The organism is Martinezella sp. CNPSo 3964, assembly GCF_057784375.1.
Genome location: NZ_JBXSOW010000003.1, coordinates 64,714 through 83,399, shown reverse-complemented (window position 1 = coordinate 83,399; position 18,686 = coordinate 64,714). Strand labels below are relative to the sequence as shown.

The 18,686-nt window shown below is 58.1% G+C and carries 18 protein-coding genes; 8 read left to right on the top strand and 10 right to left on the bottom strand.

What is annotated here, in order from left to right:
* Positions 1-92: 92 nt before the first annotated feature.
* Genes leuS through holA form a run of 3 tightly spaced genes read left to right on the top strand, consistent with a single transcriptional unit; the run spans position 93 to position 4,285 of the window.
* A complete protein-coding gene (leuS, locus tag AC13Q5_RS10930) occupies positions 93-2,723 on the top strand; it encodes a leucine--tRNA ligase (protein ID WP_488501663.1) in 2,631 nt (876 codons plus the stop codon).
* On the top strand, positions 2,713-3,234 hold the full coding sequence (locus tag AC13Q5_RS10925) for an LPS assembly lipoprotein LptE (RefSeq protein ID WP_075853355.1): 522 nt from the start codon (positions 2,713-2,715) through the stop codon (positions 3,232-3,234). Before leuS ends, AC13Q5_RS10925 begins: the two co-directional genes overlap by 11 nt.
* Before the next feature lie 13 nt (positions 3,235-3,247).
* The gene (holA, locus tag AC13Q5_RS10920) at positions 3,248-4,285 is read left to right on the top strand and encodes a DNA polymerase III subunit delta (RefSeq protein ID WP_488501662.1); all 1,038 of its coding nucleotides are present in this window, start codon (positions 3,248-3,250) and stop codon (positions 4,283-4,285) included.
* A 185-nt stretch (positions 4,286-4,470) separates the two neighbouring features.
* Here the strand turns inward: holA and AC13Q5_RS10915 are convergent, their stop codons facing one another.
* The 8 genes from AC13Q5_RS10915 to hemE form a co-directional block, all read right to left on the bottom strand.
* Positions 4,471-5,355 carry a ParB/RepB/Spo0J family partition protein gene (locus AC13Q5_RS10915; RefSeq protein ID WP_075853353.1) on the bottom strand — a complete coding sequence of 295 codons (885 nt, stop codon included), beginning with the start codon at positions 5,353-5,355 and terminating at the stop codon, positions 4,471-4,473.
* Between the two features lie 36 nt (positions 5,356-5,391).
* Positions 5,392-6,189 (bottom strand): ParA family protein, encoded by a 798-nt coding sequence (locus tag AC13Q5_RS10910; RefSeq protein WP_488501661.1) that lies wholly within the window; start codon positions 6,187-6,189, stop codon positions 5,392-5,394.
* A gap of 21 nt (positions 6,190-6,210) precedes the next feature.
* Positions 6,211-6,828: a 16S rRNA (guanine(527)-N(7))-methyltransferase RsmG gene (rsmG, locus tag AC13Q5_RS10905; protein ID WP_457881509.1), complete on the bottom strand. Its 618-nt coding sequence runs from the start codon at positions 6,826-6,828 to the stop codon at positions 6,211-6,213.
* Positions 6,829-6,857: 29 nt separating this feature from the next.
* On the bottom strand, positions 6,858-8,738 hold the full coding sequence (gene mnmG, locus AC13Q5_RS10900) for a tRNA uridine-5-carboxymethylaminomethyl(34) synthesis enzyme MnmG (protein ID WP_488502002.1): 1,881 nt from the start codon (positions 8,736-8,738) through the stop codon (positions 6,858-6,860).
* 110 nt (positions 8,739-8,848) lie between these two features.
* On the bottom strand, positions 8,849-10,183 hold the full coding sequence (gene mnmE, locus AC13Q5_RS10895; RefSeq protein ID WP_488502001.1) for a tRNA uridine-5-carboxymethylaminomethyl(34) synthesis GTPase MnmE: 1,335 nt from the start codon (positions 10,181-10,183) through the stop codon (positions 8,849-8,851).
* A gap of 124 nt (positions 10,184-10,307) precedes the next feature.
* Positions 10,308-11,573 (bottom strand): transcription termination factor Rho, encoded by a 1,266-nt coding sequence (gene rho / locus AC13Q5_RS10890; RefSeq protein WP_004127423.1) that lies wholly within the window; start codon positions 11,571-11,573, stop codon positions 10,308-10,310.
* Positions 11,574-11,770: 197 nt separating this feature from the next.
* Entirely contained in the window at positions 11,771-12,316 is a 546-nt protein-coding gene (gene hemJ, locus AC13Q5_RS10885) for a protoporphyrinogen oxidase HemJ (protein WP_208621534.1), read from the bottom strand.
* Positions 12,316-13,350, bottom strand: a complete 1,035-nt coding sequence (gene hemE, locus AC13Q5_RS10880; protein WP_488501660.1) for a uroporphyrinogen decarboxylase — start codon at positions 13,348-13,350, stop codon at positions 12,316-12,318. The genes hemJ and hemE overlap by 1 nt, the downstream gene beginning before the upstream one ends.
* Positions 13,351-13,751: 401 nt before the next feature.
* Between hemE and AC13Q5_RS10875 the strand changes: the two genes are divergently transcribed.
* From AC13Q5_RS10875 to dnaQ, 5 genes are read left to right on the top strand one after another with little or no spacing between them, the layout of a single operon-like run.
* Positions 13,752-14,573, top strand: coding sequence for a pyruvate, water dikinase regulatory protein (locus AC13Q5_RS10875; protein ID WP_075853348.1), 822 nt, complete (start codon positions 13,752-13,754; stop codon positions 14,571-14,573).
* 33 nt (positions 14,574-14,606) lie between these two features.
* Complete coding sequence (locus AC13Q5_RS10870; RefSeq protein ID WP_075853789.1) at positions 14,607-15,206, top strand: Maf-like protein; 600 nt, start codon at positions 14,607-14,609, stop codon at positions 15,204-15,206.
* Complete coding sequence (locus AC13Q5_RS10865) at positions 15,199-16,056, top strand: shikimate dehydrogenase (protein WP_488501659.1); 858 nt, start codon at positions 15,199-15,201, stop codon at positions 16,054-16,056. The genes AC13Q5_RS10870 and AC13Q5_RS10865 overlap by 8 nt, the downstream gene beginning before the upstream one ends.
* A 1-nt stretch (position 16,057) precedes the next feature.
* Positions 16,058-16,657 carry a dephospho-CoA kinase gene (coaE, locus tag AC13Q5_RS10860; RefSeq protein WP_457881521.1) on the top strand — a complete coding sequence of 200 codons (600 nt, stop codon included), beginning with the start codon at positions 16,058-16,060 and terminating at the stop codon, positions 16,655-16,657.
* Between the two features lie 17 nt (positions 16,658-16,674).
* Positions 16,675-17,391: a DNA polymerase III subunit epsilon gene (gene dnaQ, locus AC13Q5_RS10855; protein ID WP_075853345.1), complete on the top strand. Its 717-nt coding sequence runs from the start codon at positions 16,675-16,677 to the stop codon at positions 17,389-17,391.
* 83 nt (positions 17,392-17,474) lie between these two features.
* On the opposite strand, the gene secB is transcribed toward dnaQ, so the two are convergent.
* A complete protein-coding gene (gene secB / locus AC13Q5_RS10850) occupies positions 17,475-17,957 on the bottom strand; it encodes a protein-export chaperone SecB (RefSeq protein WP_047634000.1) in 483 nt (160 codons plus the stop codon).
* A 95-nt stretch (positions 17,958-18,052) separates the two neighbouring features.
* Complete coding sequence (locus AC13Q5_RS10845; protein WP_075853344.1) at positions 18,053-18,571, bottom strand: FxsA family protein; 519 nt, start codon at positions 18,569-18,571, stop codon at positions 18,053-18,055.
* Positions 18,572-18,686 lie beyond the last annotated feature (115 nt).

Genomic DNA, 18,686 nt, shown 5'->3' with positions numbered 1-18,686 from the left:
GCACTTGCTGCAACTGCTAAACTTGACGCTTGGGTGGTTTCGTGGTGAAGGTCACGCCTTACTCCCCATGATTTTCCGGAATACAAGATCAGATGACGACCGAACGTTATAATCCGCGCGACGCCGAGCCCCGCTGGCAGGAAAAATGGAACGAAGAAAAGGTCTTCGTGACAGACAATGCCGATCCGCGTGAGAAATACTACGTTCTAGAGATGTTTCCCTATCCATCGGGCCGCATCCATATGGGCCATGTGCGCAACTATGCGATGGGCGATGTCGTTGCCCGCTACAAGCGCGCCCGCGGCTACAATGTGCTGCATCCGATGGGATGGGACGCCTTCGGCATGCCGGCGGAAAACGCCGCGCGCGACAACAAGGTGCATCCGAAGGAATGGACCTACCAGAACATCGCCTCGATGCGCACCCAGCTGAAGGCCATGGGCCTGTCGCTCGACTGGAGCCGCGAGTTCGCGACCTGCGACGTCGATTACTATCACCGCCAGCAGATGCTCTTCATCGACATGATGGAGAAGGGCCTGGTCTACCGCAAGAAGTCCAAGGTCAATTGGGACCCGGTCGACAACACCGTTCTCGCCAACGAGCAGGTCATCGACGGCCGCGGCTGGCGCTCTGGCGCGCTCGTCGAGCAGCGCGAGCTGACGCAGTGGTTCTTCAAGATCACCGAATTCAGCCAGGAACTGCTTGATGCCCTGGACACGCTGGATCATTGGCCGGAAAAAGTGCGGCTGATGCAGAAGAACTGGATCGGCCGCTCCGAGGGCCTGACCGTTCGCTGGGAAATCGTAGCCGAAACCGCTCCCAACAGCGATCGCGAGATCACTGTTTACACGACACGACCCGATACGCTGTTCGGCGCCTCCTTCCTGGCGATCTCGGCCGACCATCCGCTCGCCAAGGAAGCCGCCGCCAAGGACCCGGCGATCGAGGCCTTCTGTGAGGAATGCCGCCGCGCCGGCACCTCGCTGGCTGCGCTCGAAACGGCCGAGAAGAAGGGCATGGACACCGGCATCCGCGTCCGCCACCCCTTCGATCCGTCCTGGGAACTGCCCGTCTACATCGCCAACTTCGTGCTGATGGACTATGGCACGGGCGCCATCTTCGGCTGCCCGTCCGGCGACCAGCGCGATCTGGATTTCGCCCGCAAATACGGCCTGCCCGTCGTGCCCGTCGTCATGCCCGCTGATGGCGATGCGGCAAGCTTTACGGTCGGCGATGTCGCCTATGACGGCGATGGCGTGATGATCAATTCCCGTTTCCTCGACGGCATGAGCACCGGGGAAGCCTTCGAAACGGTCGCCACAAAGCTTTCCGAAACGAGCCTCGGCAACGCGCCACAGGCCGAGCGCAAGGTGAATTTCCGCCTGCGCGACTGGGGCATTTCCCGCCAGCGCTATTGGGGCTGCCCGATCCCGGTCATCCATTGCGACGATTGCGGCGTGCTGCCGGTGCCGAAGCAGGACCTGCCCGTCCGGCTGCCCGACGACGTCACCTTCGACCAGCCCGGCAATCCGCTCGACCGGCACGCCACCTGGCGCCATGTCGCCTGCCCGCAATGTGGCAAGGATGCACGCCGTGAAACCGATACGATGGATACTTTCGTCGATTCGAGCTGGTATTTCGCCCGCTTCACCGCACCCTGGGAAGACCAGCCGACGGATCAGAAGGCCGCCAATCATTGGCTGCCCGTCGACCAGTATATCGGCGGTATCGAGCACGCGATCCTGCATCTGCTCTATTCGCGCTTCTTCACCCGCGCCATGCGTGAAACCGGTCATCTCGACGTGAAGGAGCCCTTCAAAGGCCTGTTCACACAGGGGATGGTGGTGCATGAAACCTATAGCCGCGGCAATGGCCTGACGCGCGAATGGGTGTCGCCGGCCGAGATCCGCATCGAAGAAGTGGACGGCCAGCGCCGCGCAACACTGCTGTCGAATGGTGAGGAGATTGCCATCGGCTCGATCGAAAAGATGTCGAAGTCGAAGAAGAATGTCGTCGATCCCGATGACATCATCGCTTCGTACGGCGCCGATACGGCACGCTTCTTCGTGCTCTCCGATTCGCCGCCGGACCGCGACGTCATCTGGTCGGAAGCCGGCGTCGAAGGCGCGCATCGTTTCACGCAGCGCATGTGGCGACTGGTCTCGGAAGCTGCCGACGCCCTGAAGACCGTCGAATCGACTCCGGCTAAGGAAGGCGAAGCGCTGGCCATCTCGCAGATCGCCCATCGCACACTGAAGGCGGTTCAGGGCGACTACGACAAGCTCGCCTTCAACAAGGCCGTGGCGCGCATCTACGAATTCGTCAATGCCCTGGCGGCACCGCTGACGAAAGTGGCTGCCGGCCAGGCCGACGCAGCCTATCGCTCAGCCGTGCGCGAAGCAGTCGAGATCCTGATTGCTTTGGTCGCGCCGATCACGCCGCATCTGGCCGAGGAGTGCTCGGCAGCCCTCGGCAACAGCCATATGATCGCGACCAGCATATGGCCGACCTACGACGAAGCGCTCGTCATCGAGAACGAGATCGTCTATCCCGTCCAGATCAACGGCAAGAAGCGCGCCGAATTGACAATCGCGCGCGATGCAGATCAGAATGCCGTGCAGCAGGCCGTGCTCGCCCTGGATGCCGTTACGAGCGCATTGAATGGTCAGGCGCCAAAGAAGATCATCGTCGTTCCACAGAGGATCGTAAACATTGTCGTCTGATACTCTTTTCAAGTTCGCCCGCATCGCCGGCGTTGCGTCTCTTGTGGCCGTTGCCGGACTTCTGTCTGCCTGCCAGGTTCGGCCGCTCTATGCCGTCAGCACCGGTGTCACGCAGAAGCTGTCGGAAGTCTCCTTCTCCGACGTCGGCTCGCGCATCGGTCTCCAGGTGCGCAACCAGCTGATCTTCATCGCGGGGCGCGGCGCGGGCGAGACCAAGACGCCGAAATACAATGTCGATCTGAGCGTCAGCTCCGGCACCGCCGGCGTGCTCTATCTTCCGTCTTCGGATACGTCCGGCGCAGGCCGCACCACCGTGACGGCTTCCTTCACCTTGAAGGAAATCGGCACTGGCAAAGTCATCAAATCGGGTAGCCGAGCAGTGACTTCGCTCGTCGACTTCCCGACCCAGGAATTCGCCAAGCAGCGCGCCATCCGTGATTCGGAAGACCGTGCCGCCCGCGAAGTAGCCGAGATGGTCGCAGCCGATATCGCTGCCGCGCTCAGCCGCTGATAAAGAGCGCGGCATGGCGGAAATCAAGTCTCACGAATTTGATGGATTCCTGCAAAATGCCGCGCGCAATTATCGGGTCTTCGTGATCTATGGCCCGGATCGTGGCCTCGTTTCCGAACGTGCCGCGCAGATCGCCGCCAAAACCGGCGTCGATCTCAACGATGCCTTTTCCCTCATCAAGCTTGACGTCGGCGACCTGCAGAATGATGCAGGACGCCTGCTCGATGAAGTCAACGCCATCGGTCTGTTTGGCGGCGAAAAGCTCGTCTGGATTCGCGGTGCCGCCAATGAAAAAGCATTGGTCGATTCGCTGCAGATCATTGCTGAAGGCCCGCCGGAGGCAAGTTTCGTCATCATCGAAGCCGGCGATCTGAAGAAGGGCGCGGGTCTGCGCAAGGTGGCGGAACCGGCACGCTCCGTCGCGACCATTCCCTGCTATGCCGATGACGCCAGAGCCCTGAATGGCCTGATCGATACGGAGCTGGCAAATGAGGGGTTGCGCATTGCCCCGGCAGCCCGTCAGGCATTGCTCGAGCTTCTTGGCGGTGACCGCATCGCTTCGCGCAACGAGGTGCGCAAACTGGCGCTTTACTGCCGCGGGCAGGGCACGATCGAAGAAAACCATGTCATGGAGATCATCGGTGATGCCAGCGCGATTTCCACCGATGATGCCGTCGATGCCATCTTGAAGGGGGACTCTGAGGCCTTTCTGCATGCCATGCAGAAGATCGCCTCCTCCAAGACCCCGATGTTTCTCGTGCTACAGGGTTGCCTGCGGCAGTTTCAGATGCTCGATACGATGCGGGCCGAGATGGATGAAAAGCGGATCGCGCCGGCCCAGGTCATGCAGACGCATGGGCGTCATCTGCATTTCAGGCGCAAGCCGATCATAGAACAGGCTCTCAAAACCTGGTCCGCTCCTGCCATCGCCCGCGAGATGAACAGGCTGCAATCCGCCATTCTCCAGACGCGCCAGCGTGCGAGCCTCGAAGACACGATCGCAACGCAAACCCTGCTTGCGACCACATTGCAGTCGGCACGCAGAGGCTGATGTTTCACGGGAAACGGCTTGGATAGGGTGGACGCAGAGCGAACCCGTAACCGCCCATCTCTTTGTTTTTACAGCATTATTGAGTTATCGAGCAATTCCGGAGAAAACACATAACGGTCTTCCGTCGGGTATAGCGAGTAGCAAGCGACCAGACCGATAACGTTCCCGTGAGGGGCTGAACCGTTCTAGCGGCGCTCCAGAAGCCGGCAGATTTCCTCAAGCTGCTCCAGCGTCTTGTAGCTGATCTTCACCTGGCCGCCATTGCCGCGGTGATTGATGGAAACATCCAGCCCGAGCGTGTCCGACAGGGTGCGCTCGAGCGCCAGTGTATCGGAATCCTTCTCATCCCTGCGTGCGCCCGCCGGGCGAGGATCGTTCTGAGCCTTGATGTCATTCTGCGCCAGCCGCTCGGCATCGCGAACGGACATGCCCTTGGAAACGACAGTTCGCGCCAGTGCCGTCGGATCGGAGGTCGAAACGAGGGCGCGGGCATGACCGGCGGAAAGCGACCCGGCAGCAAGCATATCGCGCACCGGATCGGGAAGCTTCAGCAGTCGCAAAGAATTGGCGACATGGCTACGGCTCTTGCCGATGATTTCGCCGAGATCGTTTTGCGTATAGCCGTGCTCGGCGATCAACTGCTCGTAACCCAATGCCTCTTCCAATGGATTGAGGTCTGCGCGCTGGACGTTCTCGACAATAGCGATCTCAAGCGCGGTCTTGTCGTCAACATCGCGTACGATCACTGGAATTTCGATCAGGCCGGCAAGCTGAGCTGCGCGCCAGCGTCTTTCACCGGCAATGATTTCAAAGCGATCGCTGGAAACCGTGCGGACCACGACCGGCTGGACGATGCCATGCTGGCGGATAGAGCTGGCAAGATCATGCAGCTCGGTTTCGTCGAAATAGCGGCGCGGATTGCGCGGATTGCGGCTGATGAACTCGATCGGCACCAGGCGATCGGGATTGACGGCCGGTCTGCCGGCATCCACAGGCGTCGGCTGATCCATCTCCCCGATAAGGGCCGCCAGTCCGCGCCCGAGACGCCGCTTCGAAAGATCATCATTCATCGCCGATACTCACTCTTGAACAAATACTAGGTCATATCAGGCGGCAGCTTTCCGCTGCCGCTCTCTTTGAATCACTTCCGAAGCCAGTTGCAGATAGGCCTGGCTGCCTGCGCACTTCAGATCGTAAAGAATGGCGGGCTTGCCGTAGGATGGTGCTTCGGACACGCGAACGTTGCGCGGAATCAACGTGTGGTAGACTTTTTCGCCAAGATGAGTCCGTACATCGGTGACAACCTGCTGCGCCAGATTGTTGCGAGAATCAAACATGGTCAAGACGATTCCCTGAATATCGAGGGACGGATTGACCGTGCGCCGCACCTGATCGACGGTTTCCAGCAGCTGGCTGAGGCCTTCCAGTGCGAAAAATTCGCACTGTAACGGCACCAAAACGGAATGTGCCGCCGCCATGGCATTCATCGTCAGAAGATTGAACGACGGTGGGCAATCCACCAGAATATAGGAGAAGGCGAGGGCGTCCGAGGCGTTCAGCGCTCGCCGCAGCTTGAAGACGCGATCCGGCTGCTGCGCGATTTCCATCTCGATGCCGAGCAGATCCATCGTTGATGGCACGATGAAGAGATTCGGAACGGCCGTTTCCTGAACCGTATCCATGATCCCATGACTGCCTGCCAACAGATCATAGGACGACAACTTGCGATCACGTCGCTCGATGCCCAAGCCTGTACTGGCATTGCCCTGCGGATCGAGATCCACGATCAGGACGCGCTCGCCGATGGCCGCAAGAGCCGTCGCCAGGTTGATCGCGGTCGTCGTCTTGCCAACGCCGCCCTTTTGATTTGCGATTGTAATAATCCGGTTTCGCTCGCCGATCATCTGCCGCATATCCAATTATGGTTAAATCAGGCGTCGAAGGCGACTTAGCTCCAGAATGACGGAATCTCGCTCAACGACACTCTGATGTTTTACCAGATCGAATTCCCAACGACCACGGGCTTTCTGTAGCTCGCGCTCGTAATCCCGGCCTTTATGCAGAAAAAGACGCAGATTTTCATTGCGATCGAGCCAAGGAGCCGCGTAATCCAGCAACATCTCAAGCTCGGCAAGTGCTCGTGCGGAAATTACGTCACAATTTTGGATAGCCGAAGGCGCTTCTTCGATACGAATGGCATGAACCGCGCCGCGAGCTGCGCATTCCCGCAGACAGACGCGCAAAAACGCAGCCTTTTTCTGATTGCTTTCGACCAGATCGACGTGCCCGGCACCCTTTTCCGCCAGCAGAATTGCCGTTATCACACCGGGAAATCCACCGCCACTCCCCAGATCAACCCAATGATCTGTTGCCGGATGCAGCTGAAATATCTGCGCGCTATCCGCGATGTGGCGGCGCCAAAGATCGTCGATCGTAGAAGGCGCGACAAGATTGATGGTCTTCGCCCATTTCTGAAAAAGCTGCGCAAAATGCTGCAGCCGCTCCTGTGTTTCACGTGAAACACGCACACCGTTCAATTCCATACTATGGACTCTCTAACCTTGTAGTGGCGTCAGGAAACAAGCTTCTGCTCTTCAGGCGCGCTCATCTTCCTCAAATAAGCCAATAGCAAAGAGATAGCCGCCGGCGTCATTCCGTCAATGCGCGAGGCTTGGGCGATATTCTTGGGTCGAGCAACTCCCAGCTTCTGCTTCAGCTCATTGGACAATCCTGAAAGAACGGAGAAATCAAACTCCGCCGGAATGACACGCTCTTCTTCCCTACGGGCTTGAACGATATCCGCTGTCTGGCGATCCATATAGACGGCATAGGCCGCCTCGATCTCGATCGCCTCAGCCACGTTGCGCTCAATGGACCCCAATTCCGGCCAAAGCCGCGACAGGTTTTCCACCGACTGACCTGGATGAGACAGAAGCTCATAGGCGGAACGTCGCTGACCGTCCTTGTTAAGATGCATACCGGCCTTCTCGGCCTCGTTCGGCGTCACAGTCAAGCTTCTCAGCTGATCGCGCGTCTGCTCGAGCTTCTTCATATACCGGCCGAAACGCGCCGCACGACCGAAACCAACGCAGCCCAAAGCAAGCCCGACCGGAGTAAGGCGAACATCGGCATTGTCAGCGCGGAGCGACAGACGATACTCCGCGCGCGAGGTGAACATACGATAAGGCTCTGCTACGCCGCGCGAGGTCAAATCGTCGATCATCACACCGATATAGGATTCTGTTCTGCTGAACTCGATGGCTTTGCCGCCGCCGGCTAAACGCGCGGCGTTCAGCCCCGCGACGAGCCCCTGGGCGCCAGCTTCTTCATATCCCGTCGTGCCGTTGATTTGACCAGCCAGGAAAAGTCCGGGAATCTTTTCCACTTCAAGGGACAGTTTCAATTCACGCGGATCGACATGATCATACTCAATGGCATAGGCATGCTGAAGAATGCGCACTCGTTCCAGACCCGGAATGGTCTTGATGAACTCATTCTGGACATCCTCAGGCAGCGAGGTCGATATGCCGTTTGGATAGACGGTATTGTCGTCCAAACCCTCCGGCTCCAGGAAGATTTGATGACCGTCACGCTCGCCGAATTTGACGATCTTGTCTTCGATCGATGGGCAATAGCGCGGTCCTACGCCTTCAATCTGGCCGGAATACATCGCCGAACGCTTCAGGTTTTCGGCAATGATCCTGTGAGTCTCAGGCGTCGTTCTGGTTACGCCGCATTCAATCTGTGGGTTCACGATGGAATCGGTCATGAAAGAGAAGGGCGTGGGATCTTCATCCGCGCCCTGCCGTCCAACAGAATCCCAATCGATGCTCGTACCATCGAGGCGGGCAGGGGTTCCGGTTTTCAACCGTCCCAAGGCAAGGCCATGTCGTAGCAGCGTAGCGGAAAGCCCGAGAGATGGCTCCTCGCCAACGCGACCAGCCGGCATCTTCTTGTCGCCAATATGAATGAGGCCGCGAAGGAAAGTACCAGTGGTCAGAACAACGGCGCCGCAGCGAATGCTGCGCCCATCTTTCAGGATCACCGCAGACACTCGGCCGTGCTCAAAGCCGAGATCGAAAGCGTCACCCTCTATGATCTCGAGATTGTCGATCGCGGCGATCTCTGCCTGCATGGCCAAACGATAGAGCTTCCGGTCTGCCTGGGTGCGTGGTCCGCGCACGGCAGGACCTTTCTTGCGATTGAGCATGCGAAACTGGATACCAGCCGCATCCGCAACGCGACCCATCAAGCCATCAAGAGCATCAATTTCCCGAACCAGATGACCTTTGCCAAGACCGCCAATTGCGGGGTTACAGGACATGACGCCGATCGTGTCGCGCTTATGCGTTACGAGTGCCGTGCGCGCACCCAGGCGCGCGGCTGCGGCTGCGGCTTCGCTGCCTGCATGCCCACCACCCACAACAATCACATCATACATTGTATCGAACATCATCCAGTCCTCGGTCGTGCCGCTTGTTTGGCATACCAATTTTAGGAGTCAAGAAGGTTTCACGTGAAACGTCAATCAGGGACGTAAGGCGCAGCCCTGTTTCACGTGAATCATTTTCCTATGCAGAATTCCGAGAAGATCACATCCAGCAAATCTTCCACATCGACCCGTCCGGTAATGCGTCCAAGGCTGGTTGCCGCCTGCCTTAAATATTCTGCCCTGATATCGAGACCGCGATCCTCTGACGCAAGCGCCGCCTCAACAGCACGAAGGCTCTCGCCAAGCAATGTGCGATGACGCAGCCGACTCGGCAAAGCCAACGACAGCATCCCGGAACGCGCCTGCAGATCCTGCCGCAGAAGCTCATGCAACTCCGCCAAACCCGAACCCGCGGGCGAGGAGATCAGCAAATCATACTGATTGGTTTCCCCCGGATGAATATCAGCTTTTGTACCAATAGTCAGGACCTTGCCGACAAAGCCCGGAAAATTCCGTTGCGCTTCACTGCCGATTTCAGCAAGAGACAGAACAAGATCCGCATCAGCAACCGTCCGCAGCGCGCGTCGAATGCCCTCCCGCTCGACGATCTCATCGGTTTCCCGCAGTCCGGCCGTATCATAGAGCTTGACGGCATATCCCTCGATATTGAGATCGATATGCAGAACATCGCGCGTGGTGCCCGCAATATCAGTAACGATTGCCACTTCACGCTTTGCCAGCGCATTCATGAGACTGGATTTACCTGCATTAGGCGCGCCTGCGATCACCACCTTCAAGCCATCGCGAATGATCTCGCCGAGATCGGCGCCAGCGAGATGATCGGAAATTTCCAGGCGCAGCCGCTTCATATCGGCCCATACCATATCGGAGACGGAGCCGGGCACGTCGTCCTCGTCGGCAAAATCCAGTTCCGCCTCGATCAGAGCGCGTGCCCGTGTCAATCTGTCGGCCCAAGCGTTATAGAGACCCGATAGCCCGCCAGCCGCATGCTCAAGCGCAAGCCGACGCTGCATCTCCGTTTCAGCACTGATGAGATCGGCAAGGCCTTCCACCTCCACCAGATCCATCTTTCCATTCTCGAGGGCACGCCGCGAAAACTCACCGTGCTCCGCCAGACGGCAATGCTCGAAGGTCGAAAGCTCCTGCAGAAGCGCATTCACCACCGCTTTGCCGCCGTGAACATGAATCTCGACGCAATCTTCTCCGGTAAAGGAGGCTGGGCCGGGGAAAATCAGCACTAGGCCGCGATCGATGACTAGACCGTTACGAGTCCGAATCGTTTTTAGCCCGGCTTGCCGAGGAGCCGGCAGTGCGCCGGCAAGGGACCCAGCAATAGGGAACGCCAGATTCCCGCTGATACGAATGACGGCAACGCCGGCCGGCAGTCCGCCGCTGGACAGGGCATAAATCGTCTCGTTCATGGTCACCATCAAATTGATCCGCATCCGAATCGATTGCCGGGCGGGCGACATCCGATCCAACAAACAAAATCGGGCTGCAAAATGCAGCCCGATCATAACACCATATAAGCACTGCCAAAGCAGCGGATTCTATGAATCCGGCTAAGGATTACGTGTTCATCGAATCGAAGAAGTCCGGGTTGTTCTTCGTCTGCTTGAGCTTGTCGATCAGGAATTCGATTGCATCGGTCGTACCCATCGGGGCAAGAATTCGACGCAGAACGAAGATCTTCTGCAGATCCTGGCGCGGCACAAGCAAGTCTTCCTTACGCGTACCGGACTTGAGAATATCCATCGCCGGGAAGATGCGCTTGTCGGCGACCTTGCGGTCGAGCACGATTTCAGAGTTACCGGTACCCTTGAATTCTTCGAAGATCACTTCGTCCATGCGGCTGCCGGTATCGATCAGAGCCGTCGCGATGATCGTCAGCGAACCGCCTTCTTCGATATTACGCGCGGCACCGAAGAAGCGCTTCGGGCGCTGCAGAGCGTTGGCGTCGACACCACCGGTCAGAACCTTGCCCGAAGAGGGGACGACGGTGTTATAGGCACGGCCGAGGCGGGTGATGGAATCGAGCAGGATGACGACGTCGCGGCCATGTTCGACAAGGCGCTTGGCCTTCTCGATGACCATTTCGGCAACCTGCACGTGGCGCACGGCCGGCTCGTCGAAGGTCGAGGAGATGACTTCACCGCGCACGGAGCGCTGCATGTCGGTCACTTCTTCCGGACGCTCGTCGATCAAGAGAACGATCAGATAGCAGTCGGGATGATTGGCGGTGATGGAATGGGCGATGTTCTGCAGGAGAACGGTTTTACCGGTACGCGGCGGCGCGACGATCAGGCCGCGCTGGCCCTTGCCGAGCGGTGCCACAAGATCGATGACACGCGGTGACAGATCCTTCGACGTGGGAACGTCGAGTTCCATACGGAAACGCTCGTTTGGATAGAGCGGCGTCAGATTGTCGAAGTGAACCTTGTGACGGATCTTTTCCGGATCGTCGAAATTGATGGTGTTGACCTTGAGCAGCGCGAAATAACGTTCGCCTTCCTTCGGTCCGCGGATCGGTCCCTCAACCGTATCGCCCGTCTTCAAAGAGAAACGGCGGATCTGCGAGGGGGAAATATAGATGTCGTCCGGACCGGGAAGATAGTTTGCGTTGGCGGAACGCAAGAAACCGAAGCCATCCTGCAGAACCTCGACGACGCCCTCGCCGATGATTTCTACGTCCTGGCTCGCCAGCACCTTGAGAATTGCAAACATCAATTCCTGTTTGCGCATCGTGCTGGCGTTTTCCACCTCGAGCGATTCGGCAAAGGCCAGGAGATCGGTCGGGGATTTATTTTTCAGTTCCTGAAGCTTCATTTCAGCCATGAAGGGAATTACTCATTTTTAGGAGGGGAAAGGCAATGTTGCTCGTATTCAGAACCGCGATAGGGGCGCTCGCGGGCGACAGAATGGATACATGCCACGAAGAGAAGATGGCGGGAAAATAGCGACTCACTTTCTGAACCGCAAGGGGGGCACGCAAAATGAAAGAAATTTAACGTCGCCCCTAATACAGCCACGCCTCACGCAAAGGGCTTGACGACCACGAGAATGACGATCGCGATCATCAACAGCGTCGGCGCCTCGTTCATCAGGCGCCAGTACCGCGCCGAATGCTTGTTTTCGTCTCGGGCGAAGGCGCGCACCGCGCTGCTGAAATGACCGTGAACGGCCGACAGCAGCACAACGAGCCCGATCTTGGCGTGCAGCCAGCCACCCTGGAAATCATAGACGGACCAGGCGAGGTAGAGCCCGAAAATCCAGGTCAGAATCATCGCCGGCGTGATGATGTAGCGCAGCAGCCGCTGCTCCATCACCTTGAACGTCTCGGATTGCTGCGAACCCGGTTCCGCATCGATATGATAGACGAAAAGACGCGGCAGATAGAACATGCCGGCCATCCACGAGATGACGGCAATGATGTGCAGCGCCTTGATCCAGAGATAGAGATCGGCGGGATGCCAGGCGAAGAGGCCGATCGCCAGAACCGCAAAAATCAGGATCATGAAATAGGCGCGCCGTCCGGCTCTTTGGCCAGGAGCGGAATCCGTCTGCTTTTCCATCGTCATCAGTTCCTCCATCCCCGCACGCGTTCGACAAGCCTCGCAACATTGGCGGGGTCCGCCTGCGGCGTGATACCGTGCCCGAGATTGAAAATCAGCGGGCCGTTCCCGAGCTGCTGCAAGACGTCGTCGATCCCGTCGTCCAGAGCCTTGCCGCCAGCGACGACACGCATGGGGTCAAGATTTCCCTGCACCGGCCCGTCCTTCTGCAGTTCGCGAGCAAAGGCCAATGGCACCGACCAATCGAGACCGATCGCATCGGCACCCGTCTTCTGACGATAGGTTTTTAAGAGATAGCCCGCACCCTTGGCGAAAGCGATCACCCGAGCCTGCGGCCGCCGCGCCTTGATCGACGCGATCATTTTTGCGACCGGCTTGATGGCAAAAGCCTCGAATTCCTTCTCGCCGAGCACGCCGGCCCAGGAATCGAAAATCTGTACGGCATCCGCACCCGCATCGATCTGCGCGACGAGATAATCGGCGGAGATGTCTGCAAGCAGCATCAGCAGATGTTCGAAGGCCTTCGGATAGCGGTAGGCAAAGAGCCGGGCAGGGGCCTGGTCCGGTGTGCCGTGTCCAGCGATCATATAGGTCGCAACGGTCCAGGGAGCCCCACAGAAGCCAAGAAGCGTTGTCTCCGTGGGCAAGTCCCGCCGCAGCCGCCGCACCGTCTCCATGACCGTCTCCAGGTAGGCTACGACCCCCTCAGGTTTCAAAGCCAGGATGCCCGCCTCGTCGATCGGATCCATCTCCGGACCATGACCCTCGGTATAGCGGACATTGCGCTTCAACGCATCGGGAATGACCAGAATATCGGAAAACAGGATTGCAGCATCGAAGCCATAACGTCGGATCGGCTGCATCGTCACCTCGACAGCATGGTCAGGCGTATAACAGAGATCAAGGAAGCTTCCAGCCTTCGCACGCGTTTCACGATACTCGGGTAGATAACGCCCTGCCTGTCTCATCAGCCAGAGCGGGGGAGGGCTGAGCGTTTCTCCGCTCAAGACCCGCATGATCTTCCGGCGTTCATCGGTCACAGACGTCGTCCTATATAAAACCAAACATATATTGAAAGGTTTCTATTTCTTAGAGTCGGTGAGTAGCAAGGATTAAAGTTCATCCCTTGCCTATCCATTTTGTCGCGCCTCGCGCACGAATTTGCAGAGATTTCGAAGCCATAAGCCGACATGTGGAAAAGAAAGGTAATTTTCTAATCTTTTGAGGAAGTTGAAGAGAAATTTGGCTCTTCTCCCTCTGGGGACAAGTCGGGGATGAGTAAGGCATCGTCGATCTTGTCCACATTGCCCACAGCCACCGCGAAAGCCGTTTCTCGAAAATTCCAAATGTGGAAAACTCGGCCGTTTTCCACTTGCCCATGACGCCCCCCTTCCCGTACCTCTCTTTTCTCCCGAGATATCAACAGGTGATGGAAAGTAGCGTGGAAAACCGAACGAGCTTCTTTCATCTGCACCTGATTTCTGACTCAACGGGTGAGACTCTCATCTCCGCCGGCCGTGCTGCATCAGTTCAATTCCATGCCAGCCAGCCGATCGAGCACGTCTATCCGCTGATTCGAAACCGCAAGCAGCTTCTGCCTGTCCTAGAGGCAATCGATCACAGCCCCGGTATCGTTCTCTATACGATCGTCGATCGCGAGCTTGCCGATTTCATCGCCGAGCGTTGCCGCGAGATGGGTGTACCCTGCGTCAATGTTCTCGAGCCGGTCATGAATGTTTTCCAGACCTATCTTGGCACGGCATCTCGCCGACGTGTCGGGGCGCAGCATGTGATGAATGCGGATTATTTCGCGCGCATCGAAGCGCTGAACTTCACCATGGATCATGATGACGGCCAGATGCCTGACGATTACGATGACGCCGATGTCGTCATCATCGGTATCAGCCGCACCTCGAAAACGCCGACGAGCATCTATCTGGCGAACCGCGGCATCAAGACGGCCAACATTCCGATTGTCCATGGTGTGCCGTTGCCGGAAAGCCTTGCCAGGGCAACAAAGCCGCTGATCGTTGGACTGGTCGCGACAACGGACCGGATTTCGCAGGTCCGTGAAAATCGCATTCTCGGGGCAACGCCGGGCTTCGATCGCGGTGGCTATACGGATCGGGCCGCCATCTCCGAGGAGCTGAAATATGCTCGCTCTCTCTGCGCGCGGCACAATTGGCCGATCATCGATGTCACGCGCCGCTCGATCGAAGAGACCGCGGCTGCCATTGTTGCCCTGCGACCGAAGCTGCGCTAAGCGCTGCGGATGATTTTCTCGGAGGCAGCCATCATGACCTCGCCCCTTATTCTTGCATCCTCCAGCCCGTTTCGACGAATGCTGATGGAAAATGCCGGATTGCATTTTCAGGCCATCGCCGCCGATATCGATGAGCGTGCGATCGAAGCACCGCTGGAACAAGGCGGTGCCAGCCCGGATGCGGTCGCGCTCGTGCTGGCAAAGGCGAAGGCGAAGGAAGTGAGCGATCGCTTCCCCGGTTCGCTCGTTATAGGCTCGGATCAAACCATGTCGCTCGGTGCCCAGGTCTTTCACAAACCGACGACCATGGCGGATGCGGAAAATCATTTGCGGACCCTGTCGGGAAAGACCCATCGGCTGAACAGCGCTGTCGCCCTTGCACGCAACGGCGATATCATTTGGGAGCATGTGTCCCACGCCGATCTCACCATGCGGGAGCTGCCGGCCGATTTCATTCACCGGCATCTGAACCGCGTCGGCGAGAAGGCGTTGTCGAGCGTCGGCGCCTACCAGCTCGAAGGCGAAGGTATCCAGCTTTTCTCGAAAATCGACGGTGACTATTTCACCATCGTCGGATTGCCGATGCTGCCGCTCCTGGAAAAACTGCGAGAGTTGGGGACAATCGATGGATGATTCACGTGAAACACAGAGCGTAAACGCTTTCGTAACGGGTTATCCGATCAAGCATTCGCGCTCGCCGCTAATCCATGGTTACTGGCTGAAGCAGCTCGGTCTGGCCGGCAGCTATCGTGCCCATGAAGTGTCTGTCGAGGATTTCGCTGCCTTCATCTCGTCCCTGAAGGATGGTACCAGCGGCTTCGTCGGCGGCAACGTCACCATCCCCCATAAAGAAGCAGCCTTCAAACTCGCCGATCGGCCGGACGAGCTTTCGCAGGAGCTGGGTGCTTCCAACACCCTGTGGCTTCAGGACGGCGAACTCCATGCGACGAATACCGATGGCCGCGGCTTCACGGCAAACCTCGACGAGCGTCATCCCGGCTGGGCCCGCAGCGATCGCGCGGTGATCCTCGGGGCAGGCGGTGCCAGCCGCGCCATCATACAGGCCGTGCGCGATCGCGGCTTCAAGGAAATCCACGTCGTCAACCGTACGGTCGAGCGCGCGCAGGAATTGGCGGATCGTTTCGGCGAAAGGGTTCATGCCCATCCGATGGCAGCGCTCGGCGAGGTCATGCAGGGCGCCGGTCTCTTTATCAATACGACGTCGCTCGGCATGGATGGCGAAGCGGCGCTCCGCATCGATTTTTCGCCTCTTGCACAAGGGGCTGTCGTTACCGACATTGTCTATATACCGCTGAAGACGCCGCTTCTTGCCGAGGCCGAAGAGCAGGGTTTTGCCATCGTTGACGGCCTCGGCATGCTTCTGCATCAAGCCGTACCCGGTTTCGAAAAATGGTTCGGGAAGCGTCCGGCGGTCGATGAAACCTTGAGAGCATTGATCATCGCGGACATGGAAAAGCATTGATATGATCAGGATCGGGCTCACCGGATCGATCGGCATGGGAAAGTCGACCTCGGCGAAACTTTTCGCCCAAGCCGGAATCCCGGTGAATGATTCCGATGCGATTGTGCACGATCTCTATAGTGGCGAGGCGGTGCCTCTGGTGGAGGCTGCTTTCCCCGGCACAACAGCGGACGGTAAGGTCGACCGGCAGGAGCTCAGCCGAAAGCTGGCAGGCGATCCCTCCGGCTTCAAGCGTCTCGAAGCGATTGTCCATCCGCTCGTGCGTGAGCGTGAACGCCGGTTTCTGGAACGTCATCGCAAGGCCGGTGCCGATATGGTGGTGCTGGATATCCCGCTTCTCTTTGAAACCGGTGCCGACAAGAGAGTGGACAAGATCGCCGTCGTAAGCTGCGATCCACAGATTCAGCGACAGAGGGTGCTTGCCCGGCCGGGCATGACGGAGGAAAAATTCAATATGATTCTCTCCCGCCAGACGCCGGATGCGGAAAAGCGGGCGCGCGCCGATTATGTCATCGATACGGGCGGAAGCATCGAGGCGGCTGGCGAGCAGGTCAGAGAGATCATTGCGGATGTGCGGCGCAAGCTGCCGATCGAGAAATAGGAAAGCGGAGTCCCGACATGCGCGAAATCATTTTCGATACGGAAACCACGGGCCTTGACAATAGGGCTGACCGGATCATCGAAATTGGCGGCATCGAGCTCATCAACCATTTCCCGACCGGCAAGACATTGCATCTCTACATCAATCCGGGTGATCGCAAGGTTCATCCGGATGCGCTTGCCGTGCACGGGATCACCGATGAATCGCTGAAGGACAAGCCGCCCTTCGAAGAGGTCGCCGACAAGATTCTAGAATTCTTCGAGGGTGCCAAGTGGATCGCGCACAACGCCACCTTCGACATGGGCTTCGTCAATGCTGAATTTGCGCGACTGAACCGGCCGCCGATCCTTCCCGACATGGTGATCGATACGCTCGCCATGGCGCGTCGCAAACATCCAATGGGGCCGAATTCGCTCGATGCGCTTTGCCGTCGCTACGGCATCGACAATTCGCACCGCACGAAACACGGCGCGCTGCTCGACTCCGAACTGCTGGCCGAAGTCTATATCGAGATGATCGGTGGCCGTCAGACCGCACTTGGCCTTGGCAGCACCAATGGTTCGTCGTCGCGCTCGCGACAGAGTGATGATGCGGAGGAGGTAGTCGCCGATATCTTTACGCGACCCAATCCATTGTCGAGCCGGCTGAGCGAGGAAGAACTTTCGGCCCATGCTGCGCTGGTTGCCAAGCTCGGCGCGAAGGGCATCTGGTCCAAATACCGCACGTCCGAATAAGCTGTCATCTCAGGCAACCACCAAAAGAAAATGCCCGGATCGACGTCCGGGCATTTTCATTTCCAGAATGGAGATATTCAAGCTTAGTTCGGAACGGCCGAAACCTGAGCGCGGGCCTGTTCTTCGGCCATGCGCTGCGTGAACATCTGCGCGAAATCGATTGGATCGATCATCAGCGGCGGGAAGCCGCCATTGCGCGTGACGTCGGCGATGATCTGGCGTGCGAAGGGGAACAGCAGGCGCGGGCACTCGATGAAGAGCAGCGGCAGCATGTGTTCCTGCGGGAAACCGGTGACGCGGAAGACACCGCCATAGACCAGCTCGGTGTGGAAGAGAACGCGCTCGCCATCCTTGGCTTCGGCGCTCAGCGTCAGCACGACGTCGAAATCGGAGTCCGACAGCGGGTTGGCGTTGACGTTCACGTTGATATTGATGTCCGGAGCATTTTCCCGGGCCTGGAGCGAGCGCGGAGCACCCGGATTTTCGAAGGAAAGATCCTTGGTGTACTGAGCAAGGATGCTGAGGCTCGGGGTGGCTGCGCCGTTGCCGTTGGTCTCGTTGGCCATGGGGGTGTCCTCTCACGTCTCGATGGGTGTCGCCATCTAGCATTTAGAAAAGGGGCTTACAACCCTTATGGCGCCGGGGCTCCCGCAGCCGCTCTCTAGTCATCCAGACGCTTTTGATCAGACCAGGGCGAGTTGCGGTTCGGCTCGCGATGAAAATCGCCTTCATCGAGATCGACGACGTTTCCGGGTTTGTTCGGTCGGCCTTGTGGCCCGGCACCCGGGCCTTGTCCGCGGCGGAACGCCCGCGAATTGCCGACAACGACGATACGCTTGCGCAAGACCTGCCAGGCGAGGTCGCGTACGGCCGGGATGAAAAGCAACAGGCCGATGATGTCGGAGATGAAGCCGGGTAGCATCAGGAAGAAGGCGGCAACGACGATCATGGCGCCATGCACCATCTCGCGGCCGGGATCGCCGCCATTGCGGCTTTCGGCCGAGATGCGCTGAAGAATACCGATGCCCTGGATCCTCAGAAGAGCGGCACCGAGCAGCACGCTGAGAATGACGAGCCCCAGCGTCGCCCAGACGCCGATCATCTTTCCAACCACGATGAATCCGGCAATCTCAGCCAGAGGCATCAGAAAAACGAAGATAGGAAGAAGTGATAGGCGCATGTTACGGTGGTCCTGAGAGCGGGTTTCTTCGCGTAAGCGTTGGTTTCTCGCGTATAATAAAGAAACTGGTCCGCTATTTGAATGATAGATCGATGCGGACTATATGGGGATTGAT